This is a genomic window from Pseudomonas sp. BIGb0176 (assembly GCF_024810175.1).
Classification (GTDB): Bacteria; Pseudomonadota; Gammaproteobacteria; order Pseudomonadales; family Pseudomonadaceae; genus Aquipseudomonas; species Aquipseudomonas protegens.
Genome location: NZ_JANUEC010000004.1, coordinates 282,573 through 306,004 on the forward strand (window position 1 = coordinate 282,573; position 23,432 = coordinate 306,004).

Consider the following 23,432-nt stretch of genomic DNA (forward strand, 5'->3'; position numbering starts at 1 on the left):
TAATAACAACAATGACCCCTAGCCTGTCTGAAACACCCGCGCTGTCACGGCGCGGCCTGCTGAAAATCGGCCTCTGCGCCAGCGCTTTCCTGGCCACTGCCGGGCTCGGCGCCAGCCTCAGCGGTTGCTCCGCCAGCACGCCCGCCAGCGGTTTCACCATGCTGCGCAGCAATGACCTGCCGTTCCTGCGGGCGCTGATCCCGGTGATGCTCGAAGGCGCCGTACCGGCGGACAAGATGCCCGCCGCCATCGAAGGCACCCTGGCCAACCTGGACAACGCCCTCAATCACCTGTCGACCGAGATGTTCAAGCTCACCCAGCAGCTGTTCGATGTACTGGGCATGGCGGTCACCCGCGGCCCGCTGACGGGGATCTGGGGCAGTTGGGAAAACGCCAGCGCGGATGACATCCGCAATTTCCTCAGCCGCTGGGAAAACAGCTTCCTGGCCTTGCTGCGCATGGGCCATGCCTCGTTGCTGCAATTGGTGATGATGGCTTGGTACACCCGGCCCGAGTCCTGGGCCCATTGCGGTTATCCCGGGCCACCGAAGGTCTGACCGGCCTTTGTAGCCGCTGCCACAGGCTGCGAACGAGCGAGGCGCTCGCGGGGCACTGGGGGTTCGGCTGCAGATCGTCAAGCAAGGCCCTGGGGCCTTTTCGCAGCTTCGCAGGCTCAGCAGCGGCTACAGTGGATGCGCGCCGAGCCATCAATAATAAGAGAGCACCCGATATGCCTGTACCTGATCTGTTCCGCGAAGGCCTGAATCGTGGCTGGAAAACCTACAACGGCTCGCAGTTGGAGCAGGACCTGACCCTGGAAGCCGATGTCGCCATCATCGGCAGCGGCGCCGGGGGCGGCACCACTGCCGAGATCCTCAGCGCCGCCGGCTACAAGGTGCTGCTGATCGAAGAAGGCCCGCTCAAGACCAGCGACGACTTCAAGATGCTCGAAGACCAGGCCTACACCAGCCTCTATCAGGAGGGCATCGGGCGCATGAGCAAGGATGGCGCCATCACCATCCTCCAGGGCCGCGCCGTGGGCGGCACTACCTTGATCAACTGGACGTCGAGCTTCCGCACGCCTGACCCGACCCTGGAGCACTGGGCCCGTGAGCACGGGGTGGTGGGCCACAGCTCGGCCGAAATGGCGCCCTGGTTCGAGAAAATGGAACAGCGCCTGGGCGTCGCGCCCTGGGTCATGCCGCCCAACGCCAACAACGACGTGATCCGCAAGGGCTGCGAAGCCCTGGGCTACAGCTGGCACGTGATTCCGCGCAACGTGCGCGGCTGCTGGAACCTGGGCTACTGCGGCCTGGGCTGCCCGACCAACGCCAAGCAGTCGATGCTGGTGACCACCATTCCGGCGACCCTGGAGAAAGGTGGCGAGCTGCTGTACCTGGCCCGGGCGGAGCGCCTGCAGATCAAGGACGACAAGGTCACCAGCCTGCAATGCCAGGCCATGGACGCCCGCTGCGTGGCCCCCACCGGGCGCACCATCACGGTCAAGGCCAAGCATTACGTGCTGGCCGGTGGCGGCATCAACAGCCCGGCCCTGCTGTTGCGTTCCGATGCGCCGGACCCGCATTCGCGCCTGGGCAAACGCACCTTCCTGCACCTGGTCAACTTCTCCGCCGGGCAGTTCGACGAGGTGATCAACCCGTTCTACGGCGCGCCGCAGTCGATCTATTCCGACCACTTCCAGTGGCAGGACGGCACCACCGGCAAGATGTCCTACAAACTTGAAGTGCCGCCCCTGCAGCCGGCCCTGGCCAGCACCCTGCTGGGCGGGTTCGGGCCGCAGAGCGGGCTGTCCATGGAGCAACTGCCCCACACCCACGCCATGCTTGCCCTGCTGCGGGACGGCTTTCACCCCGACAGCACCGGCGGCAACGTCGAACTGCGGGGTGACGGCACCCCGGTCCTCGACTATCAGGTTTCACCCTACGCCTGGGACGGACTGCGCCGGGCCTTCCACAGCATGGCGGAGATCCAGTTCGCCGGCGGCGCCAAGGCGGTCAAGCCGCTGCACAGCGATGCACGCTTCGCCAAGAGCCTCGACGAAGTGCGGGCGCAGATCGACGGCCTGGACCTGGCCCTGTACCGCACCCGCCTGGGCAGTGCCCACGTGATGGGCGGTTGCGCCATGGGCGAAGATCCGAAAACCGCGGTCACCGACAGCCTCGGGCGCCACCATCAACTGCACAACCTGTCGGTCCACGACGGCTCGCTGTTTCCCACCAGCATCGGCGCCAACCCGCAGCTGTCGGTCTATGGGCTCACGGCGCAATTGGCCAGCGCCTTGGCGGAGCGCCTGAAATCAGTGTGAAAAAGCGGGATATTCTCGTCGTCTATAGTGCTTTCTTCCCTAAAAGGCGACTTGGCCGACCGGGAAGGCTGCGATACCATCCGACTCCCCAACGGATTCCCGCCAGGACGACGCGATGAACCGAGTGTTGTACCCAGGTACCTTCGACCCTATTACCAAGGGCCATGGCGATCTGGTCGAACGCGCCTCGCGCCTGTTCGACCATGTGATCATCGCCGTTGCCGCCAGCCCCAAGAAAAACCCGCTGTTCCCCCTGGAGCAGCGCGTGGAACTGGCGCGCGAGGTGACCAAGCATCTGCCCAACGTTGAAGTCGTCGGCTTCTCCACCCTGCTGGCGCATTTTGCCAAGGAGCAGAACGCCAATGTCTTCCTGCGCGGCCTGCGGGCGGTTTCGGACTTCGAATACGAATTCCAGCTGGCCAACATGAACCGCCAGTTGGCCCCGGACGTGGAAAGCCTGTTTCTCACTCCGTCGGAGCGCTACTCGTTCATTTCCTCGACCCTGGTCCGTGAAATCGCTGCCCTGGGCGGTGATATCACCAAGTTCGTGCACCCGGCGGTCGCCGACGCGCTGACCCTGCGCTTCAAGAAATAAGCCGCGCGGCCCCGCACCGGGGCCCTCGCCTGACGTCAGCCATCGCGCCCGCGTGCACTGTGGGCGTCAATACGGCACAATTGCGCGCATTCGTTTTTACATGCCCGGGCCTGCCGCCCAGGCCGGAGTACCCCATGTCCCTGATCATCACCGACGATTGCATCAACTGCGACGTCTGCGAACCCGAGTGCCCTAACGCGGCGATTTCCCAAGGCGAAGAGATCTACGTCATCGATCCGAACCTGTGCACCCAGTGCGTCGGCCACTACGACGAGCCGCAGTGCCAGCAGGTGTGCCCGGTGGATTGCATTCCGCTGGACGAGGCCCGCCCGGAAACCGAAGAAGAGTTGATGGCCAAGTACCGGAAGATCACCGGCAAGGCTTGAGTGATATGGCGCCCTTTCGGCTCCCACAAACACCTGTAGGAGCCGGCTTGCCGGCGCAGCTTCTCAGCTCTGGCAACGCGGGCAATAGACACTGGCCCGCTGGCCCAGCTTGATTTCCCGCAGCCCGGTGCCGCAGACCTTGCAGTTCTCCCCGCCACGCCCGTAGACGAACAGTTCCTGCTGGAAGTAGCCCGGCTGGCCATCGCCACCGATAAAGTCGCGCAAGGTGGTGCCGCCGCGCTCGATGGCGGCCGCCAGGATGCGTTTGATCTCGATCGCCAGCTTCAGGTAGCGCGCCCGGGAAATCCCCTTGGCTTCGCGGCGCGGGTCGATGCCCGCGGCGAACAGCGCCTCGGTCGCATAGATATTGCCCACCCCCACCACCACCGCGTTGTCCATGATGAACGGTTTGACCGCCATGGAACGTCCGCGGGACAGCTGATACAGGCGCTCGCCGTCGAACAGGTCGGTCAGCGGCTCAGGCCCCAGGCGCACCAGCAATTCGTGATTCAGCGGGTCGTGGCTCCAGAGCATGGCGCCAAAGCGCCGCGGATCGGTGTAGCGCAGGGCCAGGCCGGACTCCAACTCGATATCCACATGTTCGTGCTTGGCCGCCGGCAGCCCAACCTCCACCAGACGCAGGTTGCCGGACATTCCCAGGTGGCTGATCAGGGTGCCGACTTCGGCATTGATCAAAAGGTATTTGGCCCGCCGCTCCACCAGCACAATGCGCTGCCCGGACAGGCGCACGTCCAGATCTTCGGGGATCGGCCAGCGCAAGCGCCGGTCACGGACGATGACCCGGCTGACCTTCTGGCCTTCCAGATGCGGCGCGATTCCACGCCGGGTGGTTTCGACTTCCGGTAATTCAGGCATATGCGCCCCTGGTACTCATCGCGAAATGAACGATCAGTGCGCGCCCAGCTCGCGCACGGTTTCCTTGAGGTTCTCGAAGTCGTAGTCCGACAGGCCGACGTAATCGAGAATCAGGTGGCCGATGCTGTTCCACTCGTGGTCTTCCACCTGGTTGCCCAGCACCCGGTAGGACGCGCAGATGTGCTCGGCCATCTTGAGGATCGCCAGCAGGTTCTTCAGTTGGCTGTTGCGCGAGGATTCGTCGCTGAAGATCGCCAGGGCGTTGTGGTGGTTGGCAATGGCGTTGGTCACGTGCTCCGGCAGGCGCCAGGACTTGGCCGTGTAGTAGCCGACCACCGCGTGGTTGGTATTGAAGGCACGGTTTTCCGTGTCCACCACCCGCTGCTCCGGGCCGGCGCTGCCGTAGGCCTCTTCCAGCACAGTCATGTAGTCGGGGAAGCGCTTGAGCATCAGCGGCACGCCGCAGTCATGGAACAGGCCCAGGGCATAGGCCTCGTCCACGGCCTGGGAGCCGGTGCGCTTGGCCAGGGTCAGGCAGGTCATGGCCACGTCCTGGGCGGTGTCCCAGAAGCGGTTGAGGGTGACGATGGTTTCATCACTCATCTCGCCCTTGATCGACTGCGCATTGATCAGGTTGATGATCGAACGGCTGCCCAGGAGATTCACCGCCCGCTGGATCGAAGCAATCTTGTTGCTCAGCCCGTAATACGGTGAATTGACGATCTTCAGCAACGCGCCGGACAGGCCCGGGTCCTGGGAGATCAGCTTGGCGATCACCTCCAGATCGGGATCGGGCATGTACTGCTCCATCTGCAAATCCACCATGATTTGCGGTTGGGGCGGCACGCTGATGCCTTGCAGGGCCTGTTGAATCTGTTCGGCTGATAGCTCTTGGGACATAAGTACACGCTCTGGGTGAGCCGGGGATTCTAACCTCTAACACGGGAATGTTGGGCGACCGGACAGGAACTTTACCCAATGGTTGCGGCAAAGGGCTCCCGTCGTAGGTCCATTGGCCATCGCTTGCGCCCCGCGACGGGGTATAATCGCGCCCTTTTTTCCGGAGCGACGTCATGTCCCTGCCAAGCCTGCGCCTCAAAGCCAACGCCGATCGCCGCCTGCGCGCCGGCCACCTGTGGGTCTACAGCAACGAAATCGATGTAGCCGCCACCCCTCTGCACGGCTTCAAGGCAGGCGACCAGGCAGTGCTGGAAGCCGCCGGCGGCAAGCCCCTGGGCGTGGTCGCCATGAGCCCGAACAACCTGATCTGCGCCCGCCTGCTGTCGCGCGATGCCAAGCTGGCCCTGGATAAGTCGCTGCTGGTGCACCGCCTGAACGTGGCCCTGTCCCTGCGCGAGCGCCTGTTCGACAAACCGTTCTACCGCCTGGTGTACGGCGACTCCGACCTGCTGCCGGGCCTGGTGGTCGATCGTTTCGGCGACATCCTGGTGGTACAGATCGCCTCCGCGACCATGGAAACCCACAAGGACGACATCATTGCCGCCCTGACCCAGGTGCTCAAGCCCAGCGGCATCCTGTTCAAGAACGACTCCGCCGCCCGTGACGCCGAAGGCCTGGGACGCTACGTCGAAACCGTGTTCGGCCTGGTGCCGGAGTGGGTCGCCCTGGAAGAGAACGGCGTGAAGTTCGAAGCCCCGGTGATCCAGGGCCAGAAAACCGGCTGGTTCTACGACCACCGCATGAACCGTGCCCGCCTGGCGCCTTATGCCAAGGGCAAGCGCGTGCTGGACCTGTACAGCTACATCGGCGGTTGGGGCGTGCAGGCCGCGGCTTTCGGCGCCAGCGAAGTGTTCTGCGTCGACGCCTCGGCCTTCGCCCTCGACGGCGTGGAGCGCAACGCCGCGCTGAACGGCTTTGCCGAGAAAATGACCTGCATCGAAGGCGACGTCTTCGAAGCCCTGAAGGAACTCAAGGCCAGCGAAGAGCGCTTCGACGTGATCGTTGCCGACCCGCCCGCCTTCATCAAGCGCAAGAAAGACCTGAAGAACGGCGAAGGCGCCTACCGCCGCCTTAACGAGCAAGCCATGCGCCTGCTCAACAAGGACGGCATCCTGGTCAGCGCTTCGTGCTCGATGCACCTGCCCGAGGACGACCTGCAGAACATCCTCCTGACCAGCGCCCGCCACCTGGACCGCAACATCCAGCTGCTGGAGCGCGGCGGCCAGGGCCCGGACCACCCGGTGCACCCGGCCATTCCGGAAACCCGCTACATCAAGAGCATCACCTGCCGCCTGCTGCCCAACAGCTGAGCCACTGCCTGCCCAGGGACGCCACAGCATCCCTGGGCAACCGCTCGAGCGCCTCGCTCCCCTCTCGCCTCTCCCCTCTCGCCGCCCGGGCCATTGGATAACCCAGGGAAACCCGCGCTTATATACCTATGATCCATCAAAGTAACTAGCCAATATCCTACAGTGCTCTAGGCAATCACTTACCTAATAACTACTTGATTCCTCTCTATTGCTGTCTACTCTTCGGAAGTCGCTTAGGAAGCGACATTCATTCAAATCGTTTAGGAGCAATAACAATGAAAGCTATCTCCCTCGAATCGAAAAAGATCGCCAACCTGGCTTGCCTCGCAGCGGCTAAATCCCGCTAAGTAATTGATGAACTGGGGAGTGCCGGCTACCCAGCTTCATCTTTGGTCAAGTTCAGAGTTTTAAAAGAACATGCAAATAAACCCGAACTTTTTCATACTTGCCCGCCCGCCCTTCACTGTTATCTGGAACTATAAAGATCACACTCAGTTCGAACTGGACTCGATCTATTCCACACGCCTCATACAACTTGTCGAAGACCCTTCGCAGTATGACGACAAGAATGAAATAGATAGTGCATTCGCCGCCGCCGGGCTCCTGTCCAACGAGACTTTCGAGCCACTTGAATGGGGCTGGGATGAACTGTCGCGGATCTTCCACATCGGCACCAAGAACCTGCCCTTCGAGCAAGTGCCCCAGGATATTCATGAGTGGTCCGCCCAATACCTCGAGCATTGCGATCAGGTACTGGACACCCCGGCCCCCTCAGCCCGCTTTGCCGAAACCTCCCACAATGGTCTGATCCGCCTGCCCGCGCCGGTACTGGAAACCGCCAGCTCCCTGAACCAGGTGCTGCTGCAGCGCAAGACTTCACGCTCCTTTTCCCAGCAGGCCGTGGCCCTGGAAGAGCTCAGCACCCTGCTCTACCTGTCCCTGGGCTACCTCAAGGAACGGGAAGCCGACACGGACGAGACCGTCCCCGAAGCCCTGCGGCCAAGGCGCAGCAGCCCTTCCGGCGGTGGCCTGAACGCCTGCGAGGGTTATGTCTATGCCGCCAGGGTCCGCGGCCTGGAGCCGGGCCTCTATTACTACCACCCGGAGCTGCACGCCTTGCGGCCCGTGCACCCGCTTCCAGAAGAACCCCTGGGCCTGCTGCTGGCTGGCCAGCACTTCGTCAACGAACTGCCCCTGGGCCTGTTCCTGACCTGCCGCTTCGACAAGCTGTGGTGGAAATACGAACACTCCCGGGCCTACCGCATGGCCTATGTCGAGGCCGGGCATATCTCGCAAACCTTCCAGCTCGCGGCCACTGCCTTGGGCCTGGACACCTGGCTGACGGGAGCCCTGAGCGACGAGCGCGTGGAGCAATTGCTGGGGCTGCAGGACGCCGCGGAGCAGCCGCTGTTCTTTGTCGGCTGCGGCCAAGGTGATGGCCAGGTGCAATGCAAGGAACTCAAGGCCCTGATCGAACAGCGGGAGCGCGAACAGTAATGCACCCCGCCGCATCGTCCAAAGAGGCCCCGGCAGGCCGGCGTCCCTACTCCCTCGGCGACTGGGACAACCGCTCCGCGGTGCGCTCGCGCAAGAGCAGCTACCAGCTACCGCCCCACAGCGAGCTCGAACAGGAACTGCAGACCCGTGACTGGTTTCCGCCGGCCTTCATCCCCTACTTCGCCGACCCGGCCGTCCAGCACGCCGGGAGGACGGTACAGCAGCGCCTGGCGGCCAACCACCTGGTGTACTTCCTGCACTACACGACGATCCTGGAGCACAAGATCGTCAACCGCTCGGTGGAAACCCTGATCCACGGGGAACTGGCGATCGAGCTGCCGGAGACGATGAAAATCGCGGCCCTGCAGTTGTATACCGACGAGGGCTATCACGCCCTGTTCTCCTTCAAGCTGGCGGAGCAGGTGGCGAATGGTTACGCCATGCCAGCCTGGCAGCCACTGCCCAGGCGCATCCGCCTGATGCACGACCTGCTGGCCCGCTGCGCCGATTCTCAACGGCCCCTGGCCTGGTTCCTGCTGGGTTTCGTCTCCGAAACCATCATTGCCAAGGAGTTGCTGAGCATCACCGATGACGGGCTGGTGTCCACGGTCTACCAGATGTTCAGGGAGCACCTGGAAGACGAGGCCCGGCACAGTCGTTATTTCAGCGAAGTGTTCGACTATGTCTGGGCACGACTGTCGCCGCAGCAGCAGGTTTTTTCCGCCAGCCAACTGATCGATATCATTTTCATCTTCGCTGCCGTGGACCAGGAGTGGCTGAGCGCAAGCCTGAACGAGGCCGGCATTCCCCTCGCCGCGGCACATGCCGCCATCCACAGCCTGATTCAGCCGAGTGCAGAAGTGCTGCGCGCCCGCTCGATCGCCGGCGCCACCCTGCAAGCCATGAGGCGCGCAGGTTTCTTCGAGCACGATGACAACCGCCGACTCTTCACCCAGACGGGACTGATCGATGCCTGAAATCAGGGATGACTCTGCCTCCACGACCAGGAAGGTCGGCGCCATCGTCTTGCTCATGGCCATGGTCATGCTCGGGGTGTTCCCGATCGACGTGCTCTTGCCTTCTTTTCCTGCACTGTCCCAACACTTTGCTACCAGCGCCGCCGACATCGCCCTGTCCGTCAGCCTGTTCGCCATCGGCATCTCGATGTCCCAGTTGCTGATCGGCCCGCTGTCGGATGCCCTGGGCCGCAAGACCCTGCTGCTGGCCGGCATGGCCGTCTCGGTCGGCGGCGCTCTGGGCTGCGTCTGGGCCAGGGACTACAACTGGTTTCTGGTGTTTCGCGTGGTCCAGGCACTGGGCTGTGGCTGCTTCGTGCTGTCCCAGGCGCTGGTCCAGGACCTGTTCGTCGGCCAGGAGCGCGACCGCCTGCGGATCCTCATGGTCACCGCCAGCGGCCTGTGCATTTCCCTCTCGCCCCTGGCCGGGACCCTGCTGCAAAGCCTGATGGGCTGGCCAGGCAGCTTCTATGTGTTCAGCGCGATTGCCGTCCTGGTGTTTCTCAAGGCGCTGGTCACCCTGGAAAACCCGCCGATCGTCAGGAGCGGCCCGCGCACCGGCATCCTCCAGGCCTACCGACGGGTCTGCAGCAACTTCAGTTTCGTCGCCTACTGGCTGATCTCGGCCATCGTCTTCGCTTGCCACTTCTCGTTCATCGTGGTCTCGCCGCTGATCTTCCTGGAGCAACTGCAGCTCAGCAGCTACGAGTTTTCCCTGACCCTGCTGCTCTACGGCGCGGCCTACGTGATTGGCGGGGTGGTAGCCGGGGTGCTCAACAAATACCTGGAGCCCGGCACCCAGATCATTACCGGGTTGTGCCTGATCTTCCTCGCCGGGCTGGTCATGCTGCTGTTGGCCAGCCAGTTCGGCCTGTCCATCAGTACGGTGCTGGTGCCGATGATCATCTGCACCGCCGGCACCACCATCACCCGGCCCGCCGCCACGTCCAGGGCCATGGAACTGTTCCCGGACAATGCCGGCGCCTCGGCCTCGGCCGGCAACACGCTGATTTTCGTCATGGGCGGGCTGATCAGCGCCGTGATCAACCTCAGCGCCAGCGACCTGCAGACCACCCTGGCCCTGAGTTTCATCGCCCTGAGCAGCGTCGGCCTGCTGGTCAACCAGCGCATCAGCCGCCGCGCCCGGAACCTGCGCCTGGCCTGAAGCCGGGATTGGCCCGGGTCCTGGTGGCCATCAGGCGGTTGTGGCAGCTCCCTCGCTGAAACGGGCCAGCCCGCGGCCAGTCAGGCACAGGCCAAGGGAGAAGGCCAGGGTCGGGCCGGCAAAGAACAGCAGGGACATCCACCCACTCTTGAAAGGGTCGAGATGACGGTAAGCAAGCCACAGTTCGAACAGCTTCAGCACCAGCCAGGGCCATGGCAAGGCCAGCACCAGCCAGAGGACATTGCCCAGCAGGCGCCGGCCCAATCGTGCCCGCCCTTGCACCCGGCTCACCACGGCCACGGCGACCAGCAGCCCGGCCGCCACGCAGTACTCCATCCGCGGGCTGGAGGGTAGCTCGTCATACAGCCGTACCAGCCCCGCCGCCCCCAGGCCCAACAGCAACATGAGCCCCCAGGTGCGCCACTGGCGCTGCTGCCCGGCCAGCATTTGCAACCCCCCGCCGCCCACCAGTAGTGCAGCACCCGTTGCGACGATGCCCAGGCCGGACCAATCGCTGTACAACAACAGCCACATCAGCAGCAGCCCCTGCAGCAGGCCGACGCCCAGGCAGAACTTGAAGGATTGCAGAGTCGCGGACATTCCAGCTCCATTGGAAGGTAATCGAAGGGCGGCGAGTCTAAACCAGGATGGCAGCGTCCGGTGATATCCAGGCAATCAATGCCACAGAGCGGCCCCGGCATTCCTTCCTGACGCCAGCGGTGTAGAATCGGCGAATTCATCGCCAGTCATCCCCCGGCGGGTTTATGAGCTCAGGCTGAGGCGCGCGGCGATCCCGCGGCGTCATCGGCAGCTTTCGGACACACGGCCATTTCTGAGTGTTCCCGAGGTCAATAGAAGCTCACTCCCCATTTGTTACCTGATTAGCCGCCCGGAGTGCTCCATGCCTGATTACCGCTCGAAAACATCCACCCATGGCCGCAACATGGCCGGCGCCCGCGCCCTGTGGCGCGCCACGGGGATGAAAGATGCCGACTTCAAGAAGCCGATCATCGCCATTGCCAACTCCTTCACCCAGTTCGTCCCGGGGCACGTGCACCTGAAGGACCTGGGCCAGCTGGTGGCTCGCGAGATCGAACGCGCCGGTGGCGTGGCCAAGGAATTCAACACCATCGCCGTGGACGACGGCATCGCCATGGGCCACGACGGCATGCTGTATTCCCTGCCGAGCCGCGAGATCATCGCCGACTCCGTGGAATACATGGTCAACGCCCATTGCGCCGACGCCATCGTGTGCATTTCCAACTGCGACAAGATCACCCCCGGCATGCTGATGGCCGCCCTGCGCCTGAACATCCCGGTGATCTTCGTTTCCGGCGGCCCGATGGAAGCCGGCAAGACCAAGCTCGCCAGCCATGGCCTGGACCTGGTGGACGCCATGGTCATCGCCGCCGACTCCAGCGCTTCTGACGAGAAGGTTGCCGAGTACGAACGCAGCGCCTGCCCGACCTGCGGTTCGTGCTCCGGCATGTTCACCGCCAACTCCATGAACTGCCTGACCGAAGCCCTGGGGCTCGCCCTGCCGGGCAACGGTTCGACCCTGGCCACCCACAGCGATCGCGAAGAGCTGTTCCTGCGGGCCGGGCGTACCATCGTCGAGCTGTGCCAGCGCTACTACGGCGACAACGACGAGTCGGTCCTGCCGCGCAACATCGCCAACTTCAAGGCGTTCGAAAACGCCATGACCCTGGACATCGCCATGGGCGGTTCCACCAACACCATCCTGCACCTGCTGGCCGCCGCCCAGGAAGCCGAGATCGACTTCGACCTGCGGGACATCGATCGCCTGTCGCGCCACGTGCCGCAGCTGTGCAAAGTGGCGCCGAACATCCAGAAGTACCACATGGAAGACGTGCACCGCGCCGGCGGCATCTTCAGCATCCTCGGCGAACTGGCCCGTGGCGGCCTGCTGCACACCGACCTGCCCACCGTGCACAGCAAGAGCATGGCCGAAGGCATCGCCCAGTGGGACATCACCCAGACCAGCGACGAAGCCGTGCATCACTTCTTCAAGGCCGGCCCGGCGGGCATCCCGACCCAGACCGCGTTCAGCCAGTCGACCCGTTGGGACAGCCTCGACGATGACCGTGAAAACGGCTGCATCCGCAGTGTCGAGCATGCCTACTCGAAAGAAGGCGGCCTGGCCGTGCTCTACGGCAACATCGCCCTGGACGGCTGCGTGGTGAAGACCGCCGGTGTCGACGAGTCAATCCATGTCTTCGAAGGCAACGCCAAGATCTTCGAGAGCCAGGACAGCGCGGTGCGCGGCATCCTCGCCGACGAGGTGAAGGAAGGCGACATCGTGATCATCCGTTACGAAGGTCCGAAAGGCGGCCCGGGCATGCAGGAAATGCTCTATCCGACCTCCTACCTGAAGTCCAAGGGCCTGGGCAAAGCCTGCGCCCTGCTCACCGACGGCCGCTTCTCCGGCGGCACCTCGGGCCTGTCCATCGGCCACGCCTCGCCCGAAGCGGCAGCCGGCGGCGCCATCGGCCTGGTGCAGGACGGCGACAAGGTACTGATCGACATTCCCAACCGCTCGATCAACCTGTTGGTCAGCGACGAGGAACTGGCGGCCCGCCGTGTCGAGCAGGACAAGAAAGGCTGGAAACCGGTGGAAGCACGCCCGCGCAAGGTGACCACCGCGCTGAAGGCCTACGCCCTGCTGGCCACCAGCGCCGACAAGGGTGCGGTGCGCAACAAGGCCATGCTCGACGGCCTGTGATCGTAGCCCGCCAATGAAAATGCCCCGCCAAGTGCGGGGCATTTTTTTTGACCTTGCCGGCGCTTGCGCTGGCAGCCTGGCCCCGTAGGAGCCGGCTTGCCGGCGAAGGCAGCGTTGAACCTTGCATCGCCCTCGACCGCGCCTTCGCTGGCAAGCCAGCTCCTACAGCAGCATTCAAGGTGGTGGCGCCGCCGCTAAAGCGGTGCCGGGAGCTCAAGGCATGCGTTCGCCCAATTGCCCGCGCAGGAAGCGATACAAGCCATCGGCGCTCTTGCGATAACCATCGGCGGTCAGGTGGATCAGGTCGTTGCGGGCCAGGTCGCTGCCCTGCCATTTGCTGATGGAGCAGTCCCCCCCCATGAACGCCTGCCAGTCCCAGAACAGGGTGCGACTGTTCTTCGCCACGTCCTTCTGGATCTGGATGATCTGCCGCAACGGCTGGGGCTGGGAGGCCGCGCAACTGCCAGCATTGCGACGCTTGATGGAATCCGGCGGCCCCACCAGCAAAATCACGGTCTTGGGCAGGTTCTTGCGCAACAGCGCGACCTTCTCCTGCAACTGGCTGCGGTACAACTGCAGATCCAGGTCGTCGTCGAAGGCTTCGTTGGTGCCGTAGGCCAGCACCACCATGTCCGGGCGCAGGGCCTTGAGGGCTTCCAGCCAGCCGGGCTGCCACTTGTCCAGCACATCCAGGCGTGCACCGTTGATCCCCAGGGCGGAATAGATCACCCCGGCGCTCTTCTGCCCGAGGATGTTCCAGCCGCCCAGGGCCAGGCCCTGGTTATTGGCCACGTTCAGGTCCAGGGGCAGGGTCAGGTTGTTGAACGGCGGGCTGAAGCGCCATTGCCCCCCCGTAGCAGCCAGCATGCGGCTGCTTTTGTTGAGGTTGTCCCGGGCGGTCAGGGTGCTGTTGCTGGACGCCTGGTACAGCGCGGAAATCCGGTACTGCTGGTTGCTCGGCTGGCGTTCGGCGATATGCACCCGCGCGCCTGGGGTCAGGGGCAGCGACAGGTAGCCGCCCAGGGGAAACTGGTTGCTCTGCTGGTTGCGTGCCGATACCAGGGACCACTGGCGCTTGGCGGCACCGAGAATCACCCGCTCATAGCGGGTGCCGGGCACCGGCGTGGCTGCCACGAAACCGATGCCGCCATCGCCGTATTGCGCCTGCAGCAGGCGCCGCACCTCACCGCTGAACAGGTCGGCGGCGGTGTGGGAGTCGCCCAGTTGCACAATGGTGATGGGGGTGCGGTTGGAAGTGCTGAATTTGCGTGCCAGCAGCGCCAGGTTCGGGTCGGTCCCGGTGGTCAGGACTTTTTTCGCCGTCATCCCGGACTTGGCCAGCGCCGAAGCGGGAGTGGCCTGGACCTCGGTGGTCGGGCTGCAACTGCTCAGCAAGGTGATGCCCAGCAACAGCGCAATGCCTTGCAGTCGCCCCATAGTCAGTGCTCCGTCAATTGTTGGCTGGGAAAGTTGATCAGCGAGATCACACGCTCAGCGATCAGCTTCTGCCCAGTGGTGGTGAAATGGATACCGTCGTCGACCCGGGTCTTGACCTTCTTGCCATCGCCGGTGGTGCGGTAATAGGAGAATTCGTCGCTCTGGTAACCGAGAATCTCGTTGGCCGAGACGTAGTGCTGGTGGTACTGCTCGATCTGGCCCTTGTACAGCTGGCTCAGGTAGGCCATGGCTGTAGACAGCTTGGGCTTCTCCATGTTCGGCGGCCCGACCCAGATCACCTGCACATTATGCGCCTGGGCGGTGTCGAGGATCGAATCGATGCGCTGGCGATAGGCTTCTTCCCAGTCCGGGGTCTTGAAGCGCAGGAACGGCTTGCCCTTGACCACCGGCATGTCCCAGGGGTCGTTGGGGCCGAGGAAAATCACCATCAGGCGAATGTTGGGGTTGCTGGCCAGGGTGCTTTCAACCGTCTTCGGCCAGTTGAAGAAGCTCGGGTAGGCAAGGCCGGTGCTCTGCTTGCTGAGGTTCAGGCTCTTGACGTTGTAGCGTTTGCGCAAGGTGTTGGCCATGTGGGGCGCCACGCCCTGCATCAGGGAATCACCGACGAAGAACACTTCATCCCCGGTGGCCAGGCTGGCCATCAGCGGCGTGGTTGCCCCCGGCTCGACCTTGGGCGGGTGGCTGACCACCGGGGCCACGGCCACCGGCTGCGGGTGCACTGCAGCCGGCGCCTGCGGAGCAGGATGCACGGGGGCCGGATGCACCGGCGCAGCATGGGCGGTCGCAACCGGCGCAGGTACGGGCGCAGGCACCTCGGCCAGCGTCGGCAAAGGAGGCAGCTCTTGCTCCGCGGCGGCCTCGGCCACCATCACCTGGCCGGTAAAGCTGCCGACAAAGGCCACCCGGGCATTTTCCAGGGCCTGGTTGAGTTGCGCGCCAAAGCGCCACTGCGGGTTCTGCGACAACCCGGGGACCTCGCAGTCGTCGTGGTACTTCTGCTGGCAGTAGAGGCGGATCGACTGCTGGTTGAACCACACCAGCAGCAGGCTGGTGACCACCAGGGCGTAGAAGACCTTGGCCGCGCTACCGAGGCTGATCGACAAGTGCGAACGGTTAGAAACTGGCATAGATGAACCCCGGCACGCCCGACGGAGAGGCGAAGATGACCACGCAGATAAACAGCCCCAGCGGCACTGGATAGAACAGCCACGGCAAACCGGTGGCGGCATCGAACAGGCGGCGCAGCAGCGCCACGATCCGTGGGTAGAAGGCCACGAACAGCAGGCAGCCCAGCAGGCTGGCGCCACCGCCGAGCAGGCCGCCCAAGGACAGTTCGCCCAGGCCCTTGAGCATGTCCATGGCATCGGACAGGGTCGCGCAGCGGAAGAAGATCCAGGCGAACGCCACATAGTGGAAGGTCAGCAGCCGCGCCATGAGGTCGGCGCCGATCCAGCTCGGCCCCCGGGCCAGCAGCGGGCTGCACAGCTTGTACAGGGCCAGGCCGATACCGTGCAGCGCGCCCCAGATGATGAAGTTGGCGCTGGCGCCGTGCCACAGGCCGGAAATCAGCATCGCCAGCAGCATGTTCAGGTTGCCGCGCCACACCGGGCCACGGTTGCCCCCCAGGGGGATGTACACATAGTCACGGATGAAGGTCGACAGGCTGATGTGCCAGCGGCCCCAGAATTCCTTGAGGTTGCGCGCCGCGTAGGGGTAGTTGAAGTTCTGCGGCAGGCGGAAGCCCAGCAGCAGGGCGATGCCCGTCACCAGGTCGGTGTAGCCGCTGAAGTTGAAGTAGATCAGGAACGAATAACCGTAGACCGCACGCAGGATCTGCTCGGCAGAATAGGCCACTGGGCTGTCGAATACCGGGTCGACCCATTCGTTGGCCAGCCAGGAACTGAGGAAGAACAGCTTGACCACCGCCACCGCGATCAGGCCCAGGGCGCGCTGCGGCTCCAGCACCTGGCGCAACTGCGGCGGGTTGATCTGCGCCAGCATGGGAATCGCCCGGTTCACCGGACCGGCGATCAGGCTGGGGAAGAAGGCCAGGTACAGCGCCAGGTCGAAGGGCGAGCCCGGGGTCAGCTCACGGCGGTTGATCGACACCAGGTAACTGACCGAGTGGAAGGCATAGAACGACAGCCCCACCGGCAGCAGCACCTCCAGCAGCGGCAGCGACACCTCGACACCGAACTGGGCGAAGGCGTTCTGCACCGTACTGGTGAAGAAATCCTGGTACTTGAACAGGTAGAACGCCCCGAGCACCAGCAGCAGCATCAGTCCGTTGACCCAGCCGCGCCCGGGGTAACGCTGGCTCAACAGGCCGAGCAGGTACACCAGGGCCGTGTAGCCCAGCAGGATGTAGAGGAAGTTCAGGCTGAAGCTGGCAAGGATCGCGTAACTGGCGACCAGCAGCAGGACGTTCTGCAAGCGCAGGCTGAAGCCCAGGCCCCAGTACAGAACGAAGAACAGGATGAAGCAGAGGCCGAATTCGATCGAGAGATAGCTCACAACGTAGTCCATTACGTGCAGTCGGGGACAAACCCGGCACAAGGGAGAGCAGGCGGGGGGATGGGAAACGGACGCGATTATGGCAGAGGGGGTTTGGCAGTCACAAGTTGAAACATTCTCCGCCTATAGCGGACGCCGGCTCCGCACCGAACGACAGACACCCCTTGCGGGAGCTGGCTTGCCAGCGAAGGCGTCCGCGAGAGCGACGCCCGGCCCAATGGCCTCTTCGCCGGCAAGCCGGCTCCTACAAAAAGATCGCCGGCCTACCGTAGGAGCTGGCTTGCCAGCGAAGGCGTCCGCGAGGGCGACGCCAAACCCAATGGCCTCTTCGCCGGCAGCCGGCTCCTACAGAGGGGCGGTGTAGCGGGCAGGCTTACTGGATGTCTTCGGGCTTGACGATCACCCAGTTCTTGTCGGCAGTCACCGGCAACCCTTCCTTGGCCTGGGCCGCGGCGTGCTTGGCGATCATGCCGTTGAGCTGGGTCATGTACTTGTCCTTGCGGTTGATCCACAGGTGGATGCCGCCCTTGGCCACGTCAACATCGTGGAACAGCATGTAGCCGTCGCTGGTGGGGGTGTCGCCGCCCACCAGCACCGGTTTCTTCCACTCGTCGATGTAGGTCAGGATCGCCGCATGCTTGCCCGCCATCCAGGTGGCCGGGGTCCACAGGTAGGGGGTCAGTTCAAGGCCGAGGTTGGCCTTCTCGTCATATTTGCCTTCGCTGATCTGCTTGCGCGCGGTGGTCAGGGCGCCAGTCTTGCGATCCTTGAGCAGGGTGGTCACGCCGATGACGTTCTGCGGCTTGACGTTGTAGCCGTACTTGGGATCGGCGGCGACCATGCGCACCAGCTCTTCGGAGGCGGCGGTCATCACATAGACCTCGATACCGTTCTCCATCAGCTTGTTGTACAGCTCGGCCTGGCCGGTGAAGACCTTGGGCGGGTTGACCTCGATGGTCTTGACCACATCACCGTCGTAATAGGTGCTCGGCACCGGCTTGCCGGAAGCCATCAGCTCATCGACATAGCCCTTGAGCTCCTTGAGGGTAAAGCCGGAGAACACCTGGGCGACCCAGGGGTAGCAGACCATGTCGTCGATTTCACAGAGGCGGTAGTAGTAGCTGAACAGGCTTTCCTTGTGCTCGGCGGTGTCCTTGAACGGGATCAGCTTGAGCGACGGGTCAAGCGTGTCGCGGGTAATCAGGCCCTTGTTTTCCATGAAGGGCAGCAGGGATTCTTCCAGGTCGTAGCGGTAACTGGTGTTGTCCATGTCGAACACCGCGTAGTTACCCTTGTTGGCATTGGCCGCGATCATCGCGTCCAGCTGCTTGGCCTGTTCCGCGGGCCAGTGCTTCAACTCGGTGGCCAGGGCCTGGCCGGCGAGGCCCAGGCAGAGTGCGACTGCGAGCAATTTCGGAGCGAGTTTCATCGGCGGTTTTCTCCCTGAGTGAAAGCCTTCGACGCTAACAAATCCCTGTGACAGTTCTCGTCTCCACGCGACCGCTTGCGTCCCGTAAGCGCCAGCCACATGCGCCTGAACGTCAATCGCTTATTCCAAAAACGACAGTTGCCATGCGATATCGTTATTAATTCAATAGATTTCAAGCTGTTAGGCTTGCCGGTTCGCAATCGCCCTGAGCCGCGATTGGCACAAGCCTTATCGGAGCCCCAATGAATCTGCCGCTGTTCCTCAACCTGCTGGTGTTCCTGGCCTTGCTGCTGGGCCTGGCACAAACCCGCCATACCACCTGGAGCCTGGCCAAGAAAGTCCTGCTGGCCCTGGTGCTGGGCGTGGTCTTCGGCATCGCCCTGCACAGTATCTACGGCGCCGGCAACCCGGTGCTCAAAGCCTCCATCGCCTGGTTCGACCTGGTGGGCAACGGCTACGTGCAATTGCTGCAGATGATCGTCATCCCCCTGGTGTTCGCCTCGATCCTCAGCGCCGTGGCCCGCCTGCACAATGCTTCGTCCCTGGGCAAGATCAGCTTCCTGACCATCGGCACCCTGCTGTTCACCACTGCCATTGCCGCGCTGGTGGGCATCGGCCTGACCAACCTGTTCGGCCTGACCGCCGAAGGGCTGGTGGCCGGCACCCAGGAAATGGCCCGCCTGCAAGTGATCCAGAGCGATTACGCAGGCAAGGTGGCCGACCTCAACGTGCCGCAGCTGCTGCTGTCGTTCATCCCGCAGAACCCCTTCGCCGACCTGGCCCGGGCCAAGCCGACCTCGATCATCAGTGTGGTGATCTTCGCCGCCTTCCTCGGCGTCGCGGCGCTGCAGCTGCTCAAGGACGATGCCGACAAGGGCCAGAAAGTGCTCAACGCCATCGACACCCTGCAAGCCTGGGTGATGCGCCTGGTGCGCCTGGTGATGAAGCTCACGCCCTACGGTGTGCTGGCGCTGATGACCAAGGTGGTGGCCGGTTCCAACCTGCAGGACATCATCAAGCTGGGCAGTTTCGTGGTGGTGTCCTACATCGGCCTGGGGCTGATGTTCGTGGTCCACGGCCTGCTGGTGGCACTGGCCGGGATCAACCCGCTGCGCTTCTTCCGCAAGGTCTGGCCAGTGCTGACCTTCGCCTTCACCAGCCGCTCCAGCGCCGCCAGCATTCCCCTGAGCATCGAGGCCCAGACCCGGCGCCTGGGCATTCCCCAGTCCATCGCCAGCTTTGCCGCCTCGTTCGGCGCCACCATCGGCCAAAACGGCTGCGCCGGCCTGTACCCGGCCATGCTGGCGGTGATGGTTGCCCCGACCGTGGGCATCAACCCGCTGGACCCGCTGTGGATCGCCACCCTGGTGGCCATCGTCACCCTGAGTTCCGCCGGCGTTGCAGGCGTGGGCGGCGGCGCGACCTTCGCCGCGCTGATCGTGCTGCCGGCCATGGGCCTGCCGGTGTCGCTGGTGGCGCTGCTGATTTCCGTGGAGCCGCTGATCGACATGGGCCGCACCGCGCTCAACGTCAGCGGTTCGATGACCGCAGGCGCGATCACCAGCCAGGTGATGCAGCAGACCGACAAGGCGCTGCTGGACGCCGATGAGCACGAAGAACTGGCTCAGGCCTGATTGATCTCTTCGCCGGCCCGCCGGTTCCTTCGGGAGCCCGGCTGGCTGGCGGAGCGCTCAGCGCTTCTCCCACACCTCGAAGCTGTACGCCGGCTTGTCCCCTTCCGCCGGGTTCGGCACCTCTGACACCCGCTTCCACTGTTGCTCATCGAATTCCGGAAACCAGGCATCGCCTTCCGGGCTCAAGGCTACCCGCGTCAGGTACAGGCGATCTGCCTGCTCCAGCCCCTGGCTGTAAAGCTGTGCGCCACCGATCAGCATCAGCTCGCTGGCGCCCTGCTCCAGTGCCCACTCCTCGGCCCGGGCCACTGCCGCCTCCAGGGAGGGGTAGACCTCGGCACCTTCGAGCACCAGGCCGGTCTGACGACTGACCACGATATTCAACCGCCCCGGCAACGGCCGGCCGAGAGAATCCCAGGTCTTGCGCCCCATGATGATGGGCTTGCCCAGGGTGGTGGCCTTGAAGAATTTGAAATCCCCCGGCAAATGCCAGGGCATGCTGTTGTCGACGCCGATCACGCGGTTTTGTGCGAGGGCCGCGATCAGGCTGAGAGGGAGAGATTTTTTCATGCCGGCGAGGATACCAGAGGACCAGGACCTGGCAACGTACCCCGATCCGCGCTGTAGCAGTTATGCTCAGCGCACTTTTGAGCGATGGAATGACGCGTGACTGCACTGACTCCCCTGCAACGCCTGTGGCTGACCGAAACCGTGCGCCTGCGCGAGGAACACGCCGGCCCGCTGGAAGATCAGGAAGCCAATCGCCTGGCCCGCAACCAGGGCGGCGACCTGGCGACCCGGATCCAGAACCGCGCCCTGTGGCTGGCCCAGCGTGACGGCCTGCACAGCGCCCTGCTGCACTGGCAGCAGGGCGCACGCCTGGCCCTGCTGGCGCTCTCGGTTCTGGCGGTGATCAGCGGTGCCGGCCTGGCCTTCAGCGCCCTGGGCAGCACCCAGCAACCGGTGAACGTGTTCTGGGCCCTGGGCAGCCTGCTGGGAATCAACCTGATCCTGCTGCTGAGCTGGCTGGCAGGCCTGCTGTTCGCCGGCGAGCACGGCGCCAGCCTGGGCCGCCTGTGGCTGTGGCTCAGCGAAAAATTCTCCCGCGATGCCAAGGCCGCGCAGTTGCCGCCGGCCCTGCTGCTGTTGCTGCAACGACGCAAGCTCAACCGCTGGGCCCTGGGCAGCCTGATCAACGGCCTGTGGTGCCTGGCCCTGTTCAGCGCCGTGGTCATGTTGCTGTTGCTGCTGACCACCCACCGCTACAGCTTTGTCTGGGAAAGCACCCTGCTGGGCAGCGATGCCTTCGTGGCCATTACCAACACCTTGAGTGCCCTGCCCCGTGGCCTGGGCTTTGGCGCGCCGAGCGTGGCGAGCATCCAGGCCAGCACCCGGGATGTCTACAACACCGAACTGATCCGCCAGTCCTGGGCCATCTGGCTGGTGGTGCTGGTGACGATCTACGGCGTGCTGCCGCGCCTGCTGCTGATGCTGTTCTGCCGCTGGCGCTGGAAACATGGGCAGGCGCGCCTGCAACTGGACCTCAACCTGCCGGGCTACGCCCAATTGCGTGAGCGCCTGATGCCCAGCAGCGAGCGCCTGGGGGTCAACGATGCGGCCCCCGAGCAGTTGCACCGGGTCGAAGGCGGCGTCAGTGCCCAGGACAGCAGCGGCGCCCTGCTGGTGGCCATCGAACTGGACAACCAGCGCCCCTGGCCGCCGCAACTGCCCGAGAGCGTCAAGGACGCCGGCATCCTCGACAGTCGCGAGTCGCGCAGCCGCCTGCTGGAGCAGATGAGTCGTTTCCCCCCGTCGCGCCTGGTGATCGCCTGCGACCCGCGGCGCTCGCCGGACCGAGGCAGCCTGGGGCTGATCGCCGAACTGGCGCGCAACGCCAGCGCCACCCGGGTCTGGCTGCTGCAAGCCCCGCCCGGCCAGGCCCTGGACGCCGATCGCCTGGGCGACTGGCACAGCGCACTGCACCAGCTGCAGCTGCCCTTCGCCGATTGCGCCCCCCTCGACTGGCTGGAGAACGGTCATGACTGATACCCGCCACAAGCCACTGAAACTCGCCGTGGTCGGCCACACCAACGTCGGCAAGACCTCGCTGCTGCGCACCCTGACCCGGGACGTGGGTTTTGGCGAGGTCTCCCATCGCCCCAGCACCACCCGGCACGTGGAAGGCGCCCGCCTTTCGGTGGATGGCCAAGCCCTGCTGGAGCTCTACGACACCCCTGGCCTGGAAGATGCCATCGCCCTGCTGGATTACCTGGAGCGCCTGGAGCGCCCGGGCGAACGCCTGGACGGCCCGGCGCGGATGGCGCGGTTTCTCGACGGTAGCGAGGCTCGCCAGCGCTTCGAACAGGAAGCCAAGGTCCTGCGCCAGCTGCTGGCCTCGGACGCCGGCCTGTATGTGATCGACGCCCGCGAGCCGGTGCTGGCCAAGTACCGCGATGAGCTTGAAGTGCTCACCGGTTGCGGCAAGCCGCTGCTGCCAGTGCTGAACTTCGTCAGCAGCGCCGAGCAGCGCGAAGGCGACTGGCGCGATGCCCTGGCCCGCCTGGGGCTGCACGCCCTGGTGCGCTTCGACAGTGTGGCGCCACCGGAGGACGGCGAACGGCGCCTGTATGAAAGCCTGGCGCTGCTGCTGGAGCACGCACGCCCGGCCCTGCAACGCTTGATCGACGACCAAGAGGCCCAGCGCCTGGCCCGCCAGCACAGCGCAGCGCGGCTGATTGCCGAGCTGCTGGTGGACTGCGCCGCCTGCCGCCGCAGCGTAGCCAGCGACGCCCAACAGGAACAACAGGCCATAGGCGAACTGCGCCAGGCCATCCGCCAGCGCGAGCAGCGCTGCGTCGAGGCCTTGCTCAAGCTCTACGCCTTCCGCCCCGAGGATGCGTCGGCCAGCGACCTGCCACTACTGGACGGGCGCTGGGGCGACGACCTGTTCAACCCGGAAACCCTCAAGCAACTGGGGGTGCGGGTGGGCAGCGGCATCGCCGCCGGAGCCGCGGCCGGCGCTGGGGTGGATTTGCTGGTGGGTGGTTTAACCCTGGGGGCCGCGGCGCTGGCCGGGGCTATTGCCGGCGGCGCCCTGCAGACCGCCCGCAGCTACGGCAGCCGCCTGCTGGGCAAACTCAAGGGCCAGCGCGAGCTGACCGTGGACGACAGCGTGCTGCGCCTGCTGGCCCTGCGTCAGCGCCAGCTGGTACAGGCCCTGAACCTGCGCGGGCATGCGGCCATGGACAGCATTCGCCTGGCCACGCCGGAGGACAAGAGCTGGCGCGAAGGCAAGTTGCCAGAGGCCCTGAACAAGGCCCGGGCGCACCCGCAGTGGTCATCGCTCAACCCGCAGAAGCGCCTGAGCCAGGCCGAGCGCCAGGAGCAGATCGAGGGGCTGGCTCAACATCTGCTGTAGCCGCTGCCGAGCCCGCGAGGCTGCGCAAAGGGCCGCAGGACCTTCAACAACCCCAACAGCGGCGCCTCCTTCGGAGCCGTTCGCAGCCTACGGCAGCGGCTACAA

Annotated in this window: 20 protein-coding genes; 12 read left to right on the forward strand and 8 right to left on the reverse strand. The window is 64.4% G+C overall.

Going from position 1 to position 23,432, the window contains the following annotated elements:
- The first annotated feature begins 11 nt into the window (after positions 1–11).
- The 4 genes from M2395_RS24360 (at position 12) to M2395_RS24375 (ending at position 3,307) form a co-directional block, all read left to right on the forward strand.
- Entirely contained in the window at positions 12–557 is a 546-nt protein-coding gene (locus tag M2395_RS24360; RefSeq protein ID WP_011064040.1) for a hypothetical protein, read from the forward strand.
- Positions 558–730: 173 nt separating this feature from the next.
- Entirely contained in the window at positions 731–2,326 is a 1,596-nt protein-coding gene (locus M2395_RS24365; protein WP_011064041.1) for a GMC family oxidoreductase, read from the forward strand.
- Positions 2,327–2,441: 115 nt separating this feature from the next.
- Positions 2,442–2,921 carry a pantetheine-phosphate adenylyltransferase gene (gene coaD, locus M2395_RS24370; protein ID WP_003176711.1) on the forward strand — a complete coding sequence of 160 codons (480 nt, stop codon included), beginning with the start codon at positions 2,442–2,444 and terminating at the stop codon, positions 2,919–2,921.
- A 134-nt stretch (positions 2,922–3,055) separates the two neighbouring features.
- Positions 3,056–3,307, forward strand: coding sequence for a YfhL family 4Fe-4S dicluster ferredoxin (locus M2395_RS24375; RefSeq protein WP_011064042.1), 252 nt, complete (start codon positions 3,056–3,058; stop codon positions 3,305–3,307).
- Between the two features lie 63 nt (positions 3,308–3,370).
- Here M2395_RS24375 and mutM read toward each other — a convergent pair whose 3' ends face one another.
- Both mutM and M2395_RS24385 read right to left on the reverse strand, forming a co-directional pair.
- Positions 3,371–4,183 (reverse strand): bifunctional DNA-formamidopyrimidine glycosylase/DNA-(apurinic or apyrimidinic site) lyase, encoded by an 813-nt coding sequence (gene mutM, locus M2395_RS24380; RefSeq protein WP_011064043.1) that lies wholly within the window; start codon positions 4,181–4,183, stop codon positions 3,371–3,373.
- Positions 4,184–4,216: 33 nt separating this feature from the next.
- Entirely contained in the window at positions 4,217–5,029 is an 813-nt protein-coding gene (locus tag M2395_RS24385; protein ID WP_162865006.1) for an HDOD domain-containing protein, read from the reverse strand.
- 227 nt (positions 5,030–5,256) lie between these two features.
- Between M2395_RS24385 and M2395_RS24390 the strand changes: the two genes are divergently transcribed.
- From M2395_RS24390 to M2395_RS24405, 4 genes are all read left to right on the forward strand, one after another.
- Positions 5,257–6,453 carry a class I SAM-dependent rRNA methyltransferase gene (locus M2395_RS24390; protein WP_011064045.1) on the forward strand — a complete coding sequence of 399 codons (1,197 nt, stop codon included), beginning with the start codon at positions 5,257–5,259 and terminating at the stop codon, positions 6,451–6,453.
- A 417-nt stretch (positions 6,454–6,870) separates the two neighbouring features.
- Positions 6,871–7,950: a SagB family peptide dehydrogenase gene (locus tag M2395_RS24395; protein WP_015637381.1), complete on the forward strand. Its 1,080-nt coding sequence runs from the start codon at positions 6,871–6,873 to the stop codon at positions 7,948–7,950.
- Entirely contained in the window at positions 7,950–8,927 is a 978-nt protein-coding gene (locus tag M2395_RS24400) for a diiron oxygenase (protein WP_123431087.1), read from the forward strand. The genes M2395_RS24395 and M2395_RS24400 overlap by 1 nt, the downstream gene beginning before the upstream one ends.
- Positions 8,920–10,131: a multidrug effflux MFS transporter gene (locus M2395_RS24405; protein ID WP_041120272.1), complete on the forward strand. Its 1,212-nt coding sequence runs from the start codon at positions 8,920–8,922 to the stop codon at positions 10,129–10,131. Before M2395_RS24400 ends, M2395_RS24405 begins: the two co-directional genes overlap by 8 nt.
- A 30-nt stretch (positions 10,132–10,161) precedes the next feature.
- Here the strand turns inward: M2395_RS24405 and M2395_RS24410 are convergent, their stop codons facing one another.
- Positions 10,162–10,731: a hypothetical protein gene (locus tag M2395_RS24410; protein WP_011064049.1), complete on the reverse strand. Its 570-nt coding sequence runs from the start codon at positions 10,729–10,731 to the stop codon at positions 10,162–10,164.
- A 301-nt stretch (positions 10,732–11,032) separates the two neighbouring features.
- Between M2395_RS24410 and ilvD the strand changes: the two genes are divergently transcribed.
- A complete protein-coding gene (gene ilvD / locus M2395_RS24415; RefSeq protein WP_072443548.1) occupies positions 11,033–12,874 on the forward strand; it encodes a dihydroxy-acid dehydratase in 1,842 nt (613 codons plus the stop codon).
- A gap of 213 nt (positions 12,875–13,087) precedes the next feature.
- Here the strand turns inward: ilvD and M2395_RS24420 are convergent, their stop codons facing one another.
- From M2395_RS24420 to M2395_RS24435, 4 genes are all read right to left on the reverse strand, one after another.
- Positions 13,088–14,311, reverse strand: a complete 1,224-nt coding sequence (locus M2395_RS24420) for an SGNH/GDSL hydrolase family protein (protein ID WP_011064051.1) — start codon at positions 14,309–14,311, stop codon at positions 13,088–13,090.
- A 2-nt stretch (positions 14,312–14,313) separates the two neighbouring features.
- Positions 14,314–15,459 carry a DUF459 domain-containing protein gene (locus M2395_RS24425; RefSeq protein WP_123431088.1) on the reverse strand — a complete coding sequence of 382 codons (1,146 nt, stop codon included), beginning with the start codon at positions 15,457–15,459 and terminating at the stop codon, positions 14,314–14,316.
- The gene (locus M2395_RS24430) at positions 15,446–16,846 is read right to left on the reverse strand and encodes an MBOAT family protein (RefSeq protein ID WP_026020235.1); all 1,401 of its coding nucleotides are present in this window, start codon (positions 16,844–16,846) and stop codon (positions 15,446–15,448) included. The genes M2395_RS24425 and M2395_RS24430 overlap by 14 nt, the downstream gene beginning before the upstream one ends.
- 373 nt (positions 16,847–17,219) lie before the next feature.
- On the reverse strand, positions 17,220–18,275 hold the full coding sequence (locus M2395_RS24435) for a hypothetical protein (protein WP_011064054.1): 1,056 nt from the start codon (positions 18,273–18,275) through the stop codon (positions 17,220–17,222).
- Between the two features lie 242 nt (positions 18,276–18,517).
- Here M2395_RS24435 and M2395_RS24440 point away from each other — a divergent pair, with 242 nt between their 5' ends.
- Positions 18,518–19,909, forward strand: coding sequence for an L-cystine transporter (locus tag M2395_RS24440; RefSeq protein ID WP_041120276.1), 1,392 nt, complete (start codon positions 18,518–18,520; stop codon positions 19,907–19,909).
- A 57-nt stretch (positions 19,910–19,966) separates the two neighbouring features.
- Here the strand turns inward: M2395_RS24440 and M2395_RS24445 are convergent, their stop codons facing one another.
- Positions 19,967–20,479, reverse strand: a complete 513-nt coding sequence (locus tag M2395_RS24445; protein WP_015637388.1) for a dihydrofolate reductase — start codon at positions 20,477–20,479, stop codon at positions 19,967–19,969.
- A gap of 96 nt (positions 20,480–20,575) precedes the next feature.
- Here M2395_RS24445 and M2395_RS24450 point away from each other — a divergent pair, with 96 nt between their 5' ends.
- Both M2395_RS24450 and M2395_RS24455 read left to right on the forward strand, forming a co-directional pair.
- Complete coding sequence (locus M2395_RS24450; RefSeq protein WP_077934917.1) at positions 20,576–21,955, forward strand: DUF2868 domain-containing protein; 1,380 nt, start codon at positions 20,576–20,578, stop codon at positions 21,953–21,955.
- Complete coding sequence (locus M2395_RS24455; RefSeq protein ID WP_019093440.1) at positions 21,948–23,327, forward strand: GTPase/DUF3482 domain-containing protein; 1,380 nt, start codon at positions 21,948–21,950, stop codon at positions 23,325–23,327. Before M2395_RS24450 ends, M2395_RS24455 begins: the two co-directional genes overlap by 8 nt.
- Positions 23,328–23,432: the final 105 nt, after the last annotated feature.

Excerpts from the sequence above, each read along its gene's own strand:
- coaD (WP_003176711.1), top strand. The coding sequence starts at position 2,442 with ATGAACCGAGTGTTGTACCCAGGTACCTTCGACCCTATTACCAAGGGC.
- M2395_RS24395 (WP_015637381.1), top strand. The coding sequence starts at position 6,871 with ATGCAAATAAACCCGAACTTTTTCATACTTGCCCGCCCGCCCTTCACT.
- M2395_RS24445 (WP_015637388.1), bottom strand. The coding sequence starts at position 20,479 with ATGAAAAAATCTCTCCCTCTCAGCCTGATCGCGGCCCTCGCACAAAAC.
- M2395_RS24390 (WP_011064045.1), top strand. The coding sequence starts at position 5,257 with ATGTCCCTGCCAAGCCTGCGCCTCAAAGCCAACGCCGATCGCCGCCTG.
- M2395_RS24405 (WP_041120272.1), top strand. The coding sequence starts at position 8,920 with ATGCCTGAAATCAGGGATGACTCTGCCTCCACGACCAGGAAGGTCGGC.
- M2395_RS24360 (WP_011064040.1), top strand. The coding sequence starts at position 12 with ATGACCCCTAGCCTGTCTGAAACACCCGCGCTGTCACGGCGCGGCCTG.
- M2395_RS24375 (WP_011064042.1), top strand. The coding sequence starts at position 3,056 with ATGTCCCTGATCATCACCGACGATTGCATCAACTGCGACGTCTGCGAA.
- M2395_RS24410 (WP_011064049.1), bottom strand. The coding sequence starts at position 10,731 with ATGTCCGCGACTCTGCAATCCTTCAAGTTCTGCCTGGGCGTCGGCCTG.
- M2395_RS24455 (WP_019093440.1), top strand. The coding sequence starts at position 21,948 with ATGACTGATACCCGCCACAAGCCACTGAAACTCGCCGTGGTCGGCCAC.
- ilvD (WP_072443548.1), top strand. The coding sequence starts at position 11,033 with ATGCCTGATTACCGCTCGAAAACATCCACCCATGGCCGCAACATGGCC.
- mutM (WP_011064043.1), bottom strand. The coding sequence starts at position 4,183 with ATGCCTGAATTACCGGAAGTCGAAACCACCCGGCGTGGAATCGCGCCG.
- M2395_RS24365 (WP_011064041.1), top strand. The coding sequence starts at position 731 with ATGCCTGTACCTGATCTGTTCCGCGAAGGCCTGAATCGTGGCTGGAAA.
- M2395_RS24420 (WP_011064051.1), bottom strand. The coding sequence starts at position 14,311 with ATGGGGCGACTGCAAGGCATTGCGCTGTTGCTGGGCATCACCTTGCTG.
- M2395_RS24440 (WP_041120276.1), top strand. The coding sequence starts at position 18,518 with ATGAATCTGCCGCTGTTCCTCAACCTGCTGGTGTTCCTGGCCTTGCTG.
- M2395_RS24400 (WP_123431087.1), top strand. The coding sequence starts at position 7,950 with ATGCACCCCGCCGCATCGTCCAAAGAGGCCCCGGCAGGCCGGCGTCCC.
- M2395_RS24435 (WP_011064054.1), bottom strand. The coding sequence starts at position 18,275 with ATGAAACTCGCTCCGAAATTGCTCGCAGTCGCACTCTGCCTGGGCCTC.
- M2395_RS24425 (WP_123431088.1), bottom strand. The coding sequence starts at position 15,459 with ATGCCAGTTTCTAACCGTTCGCACTTGTCGATCAGCCTCGGTAGCGCG.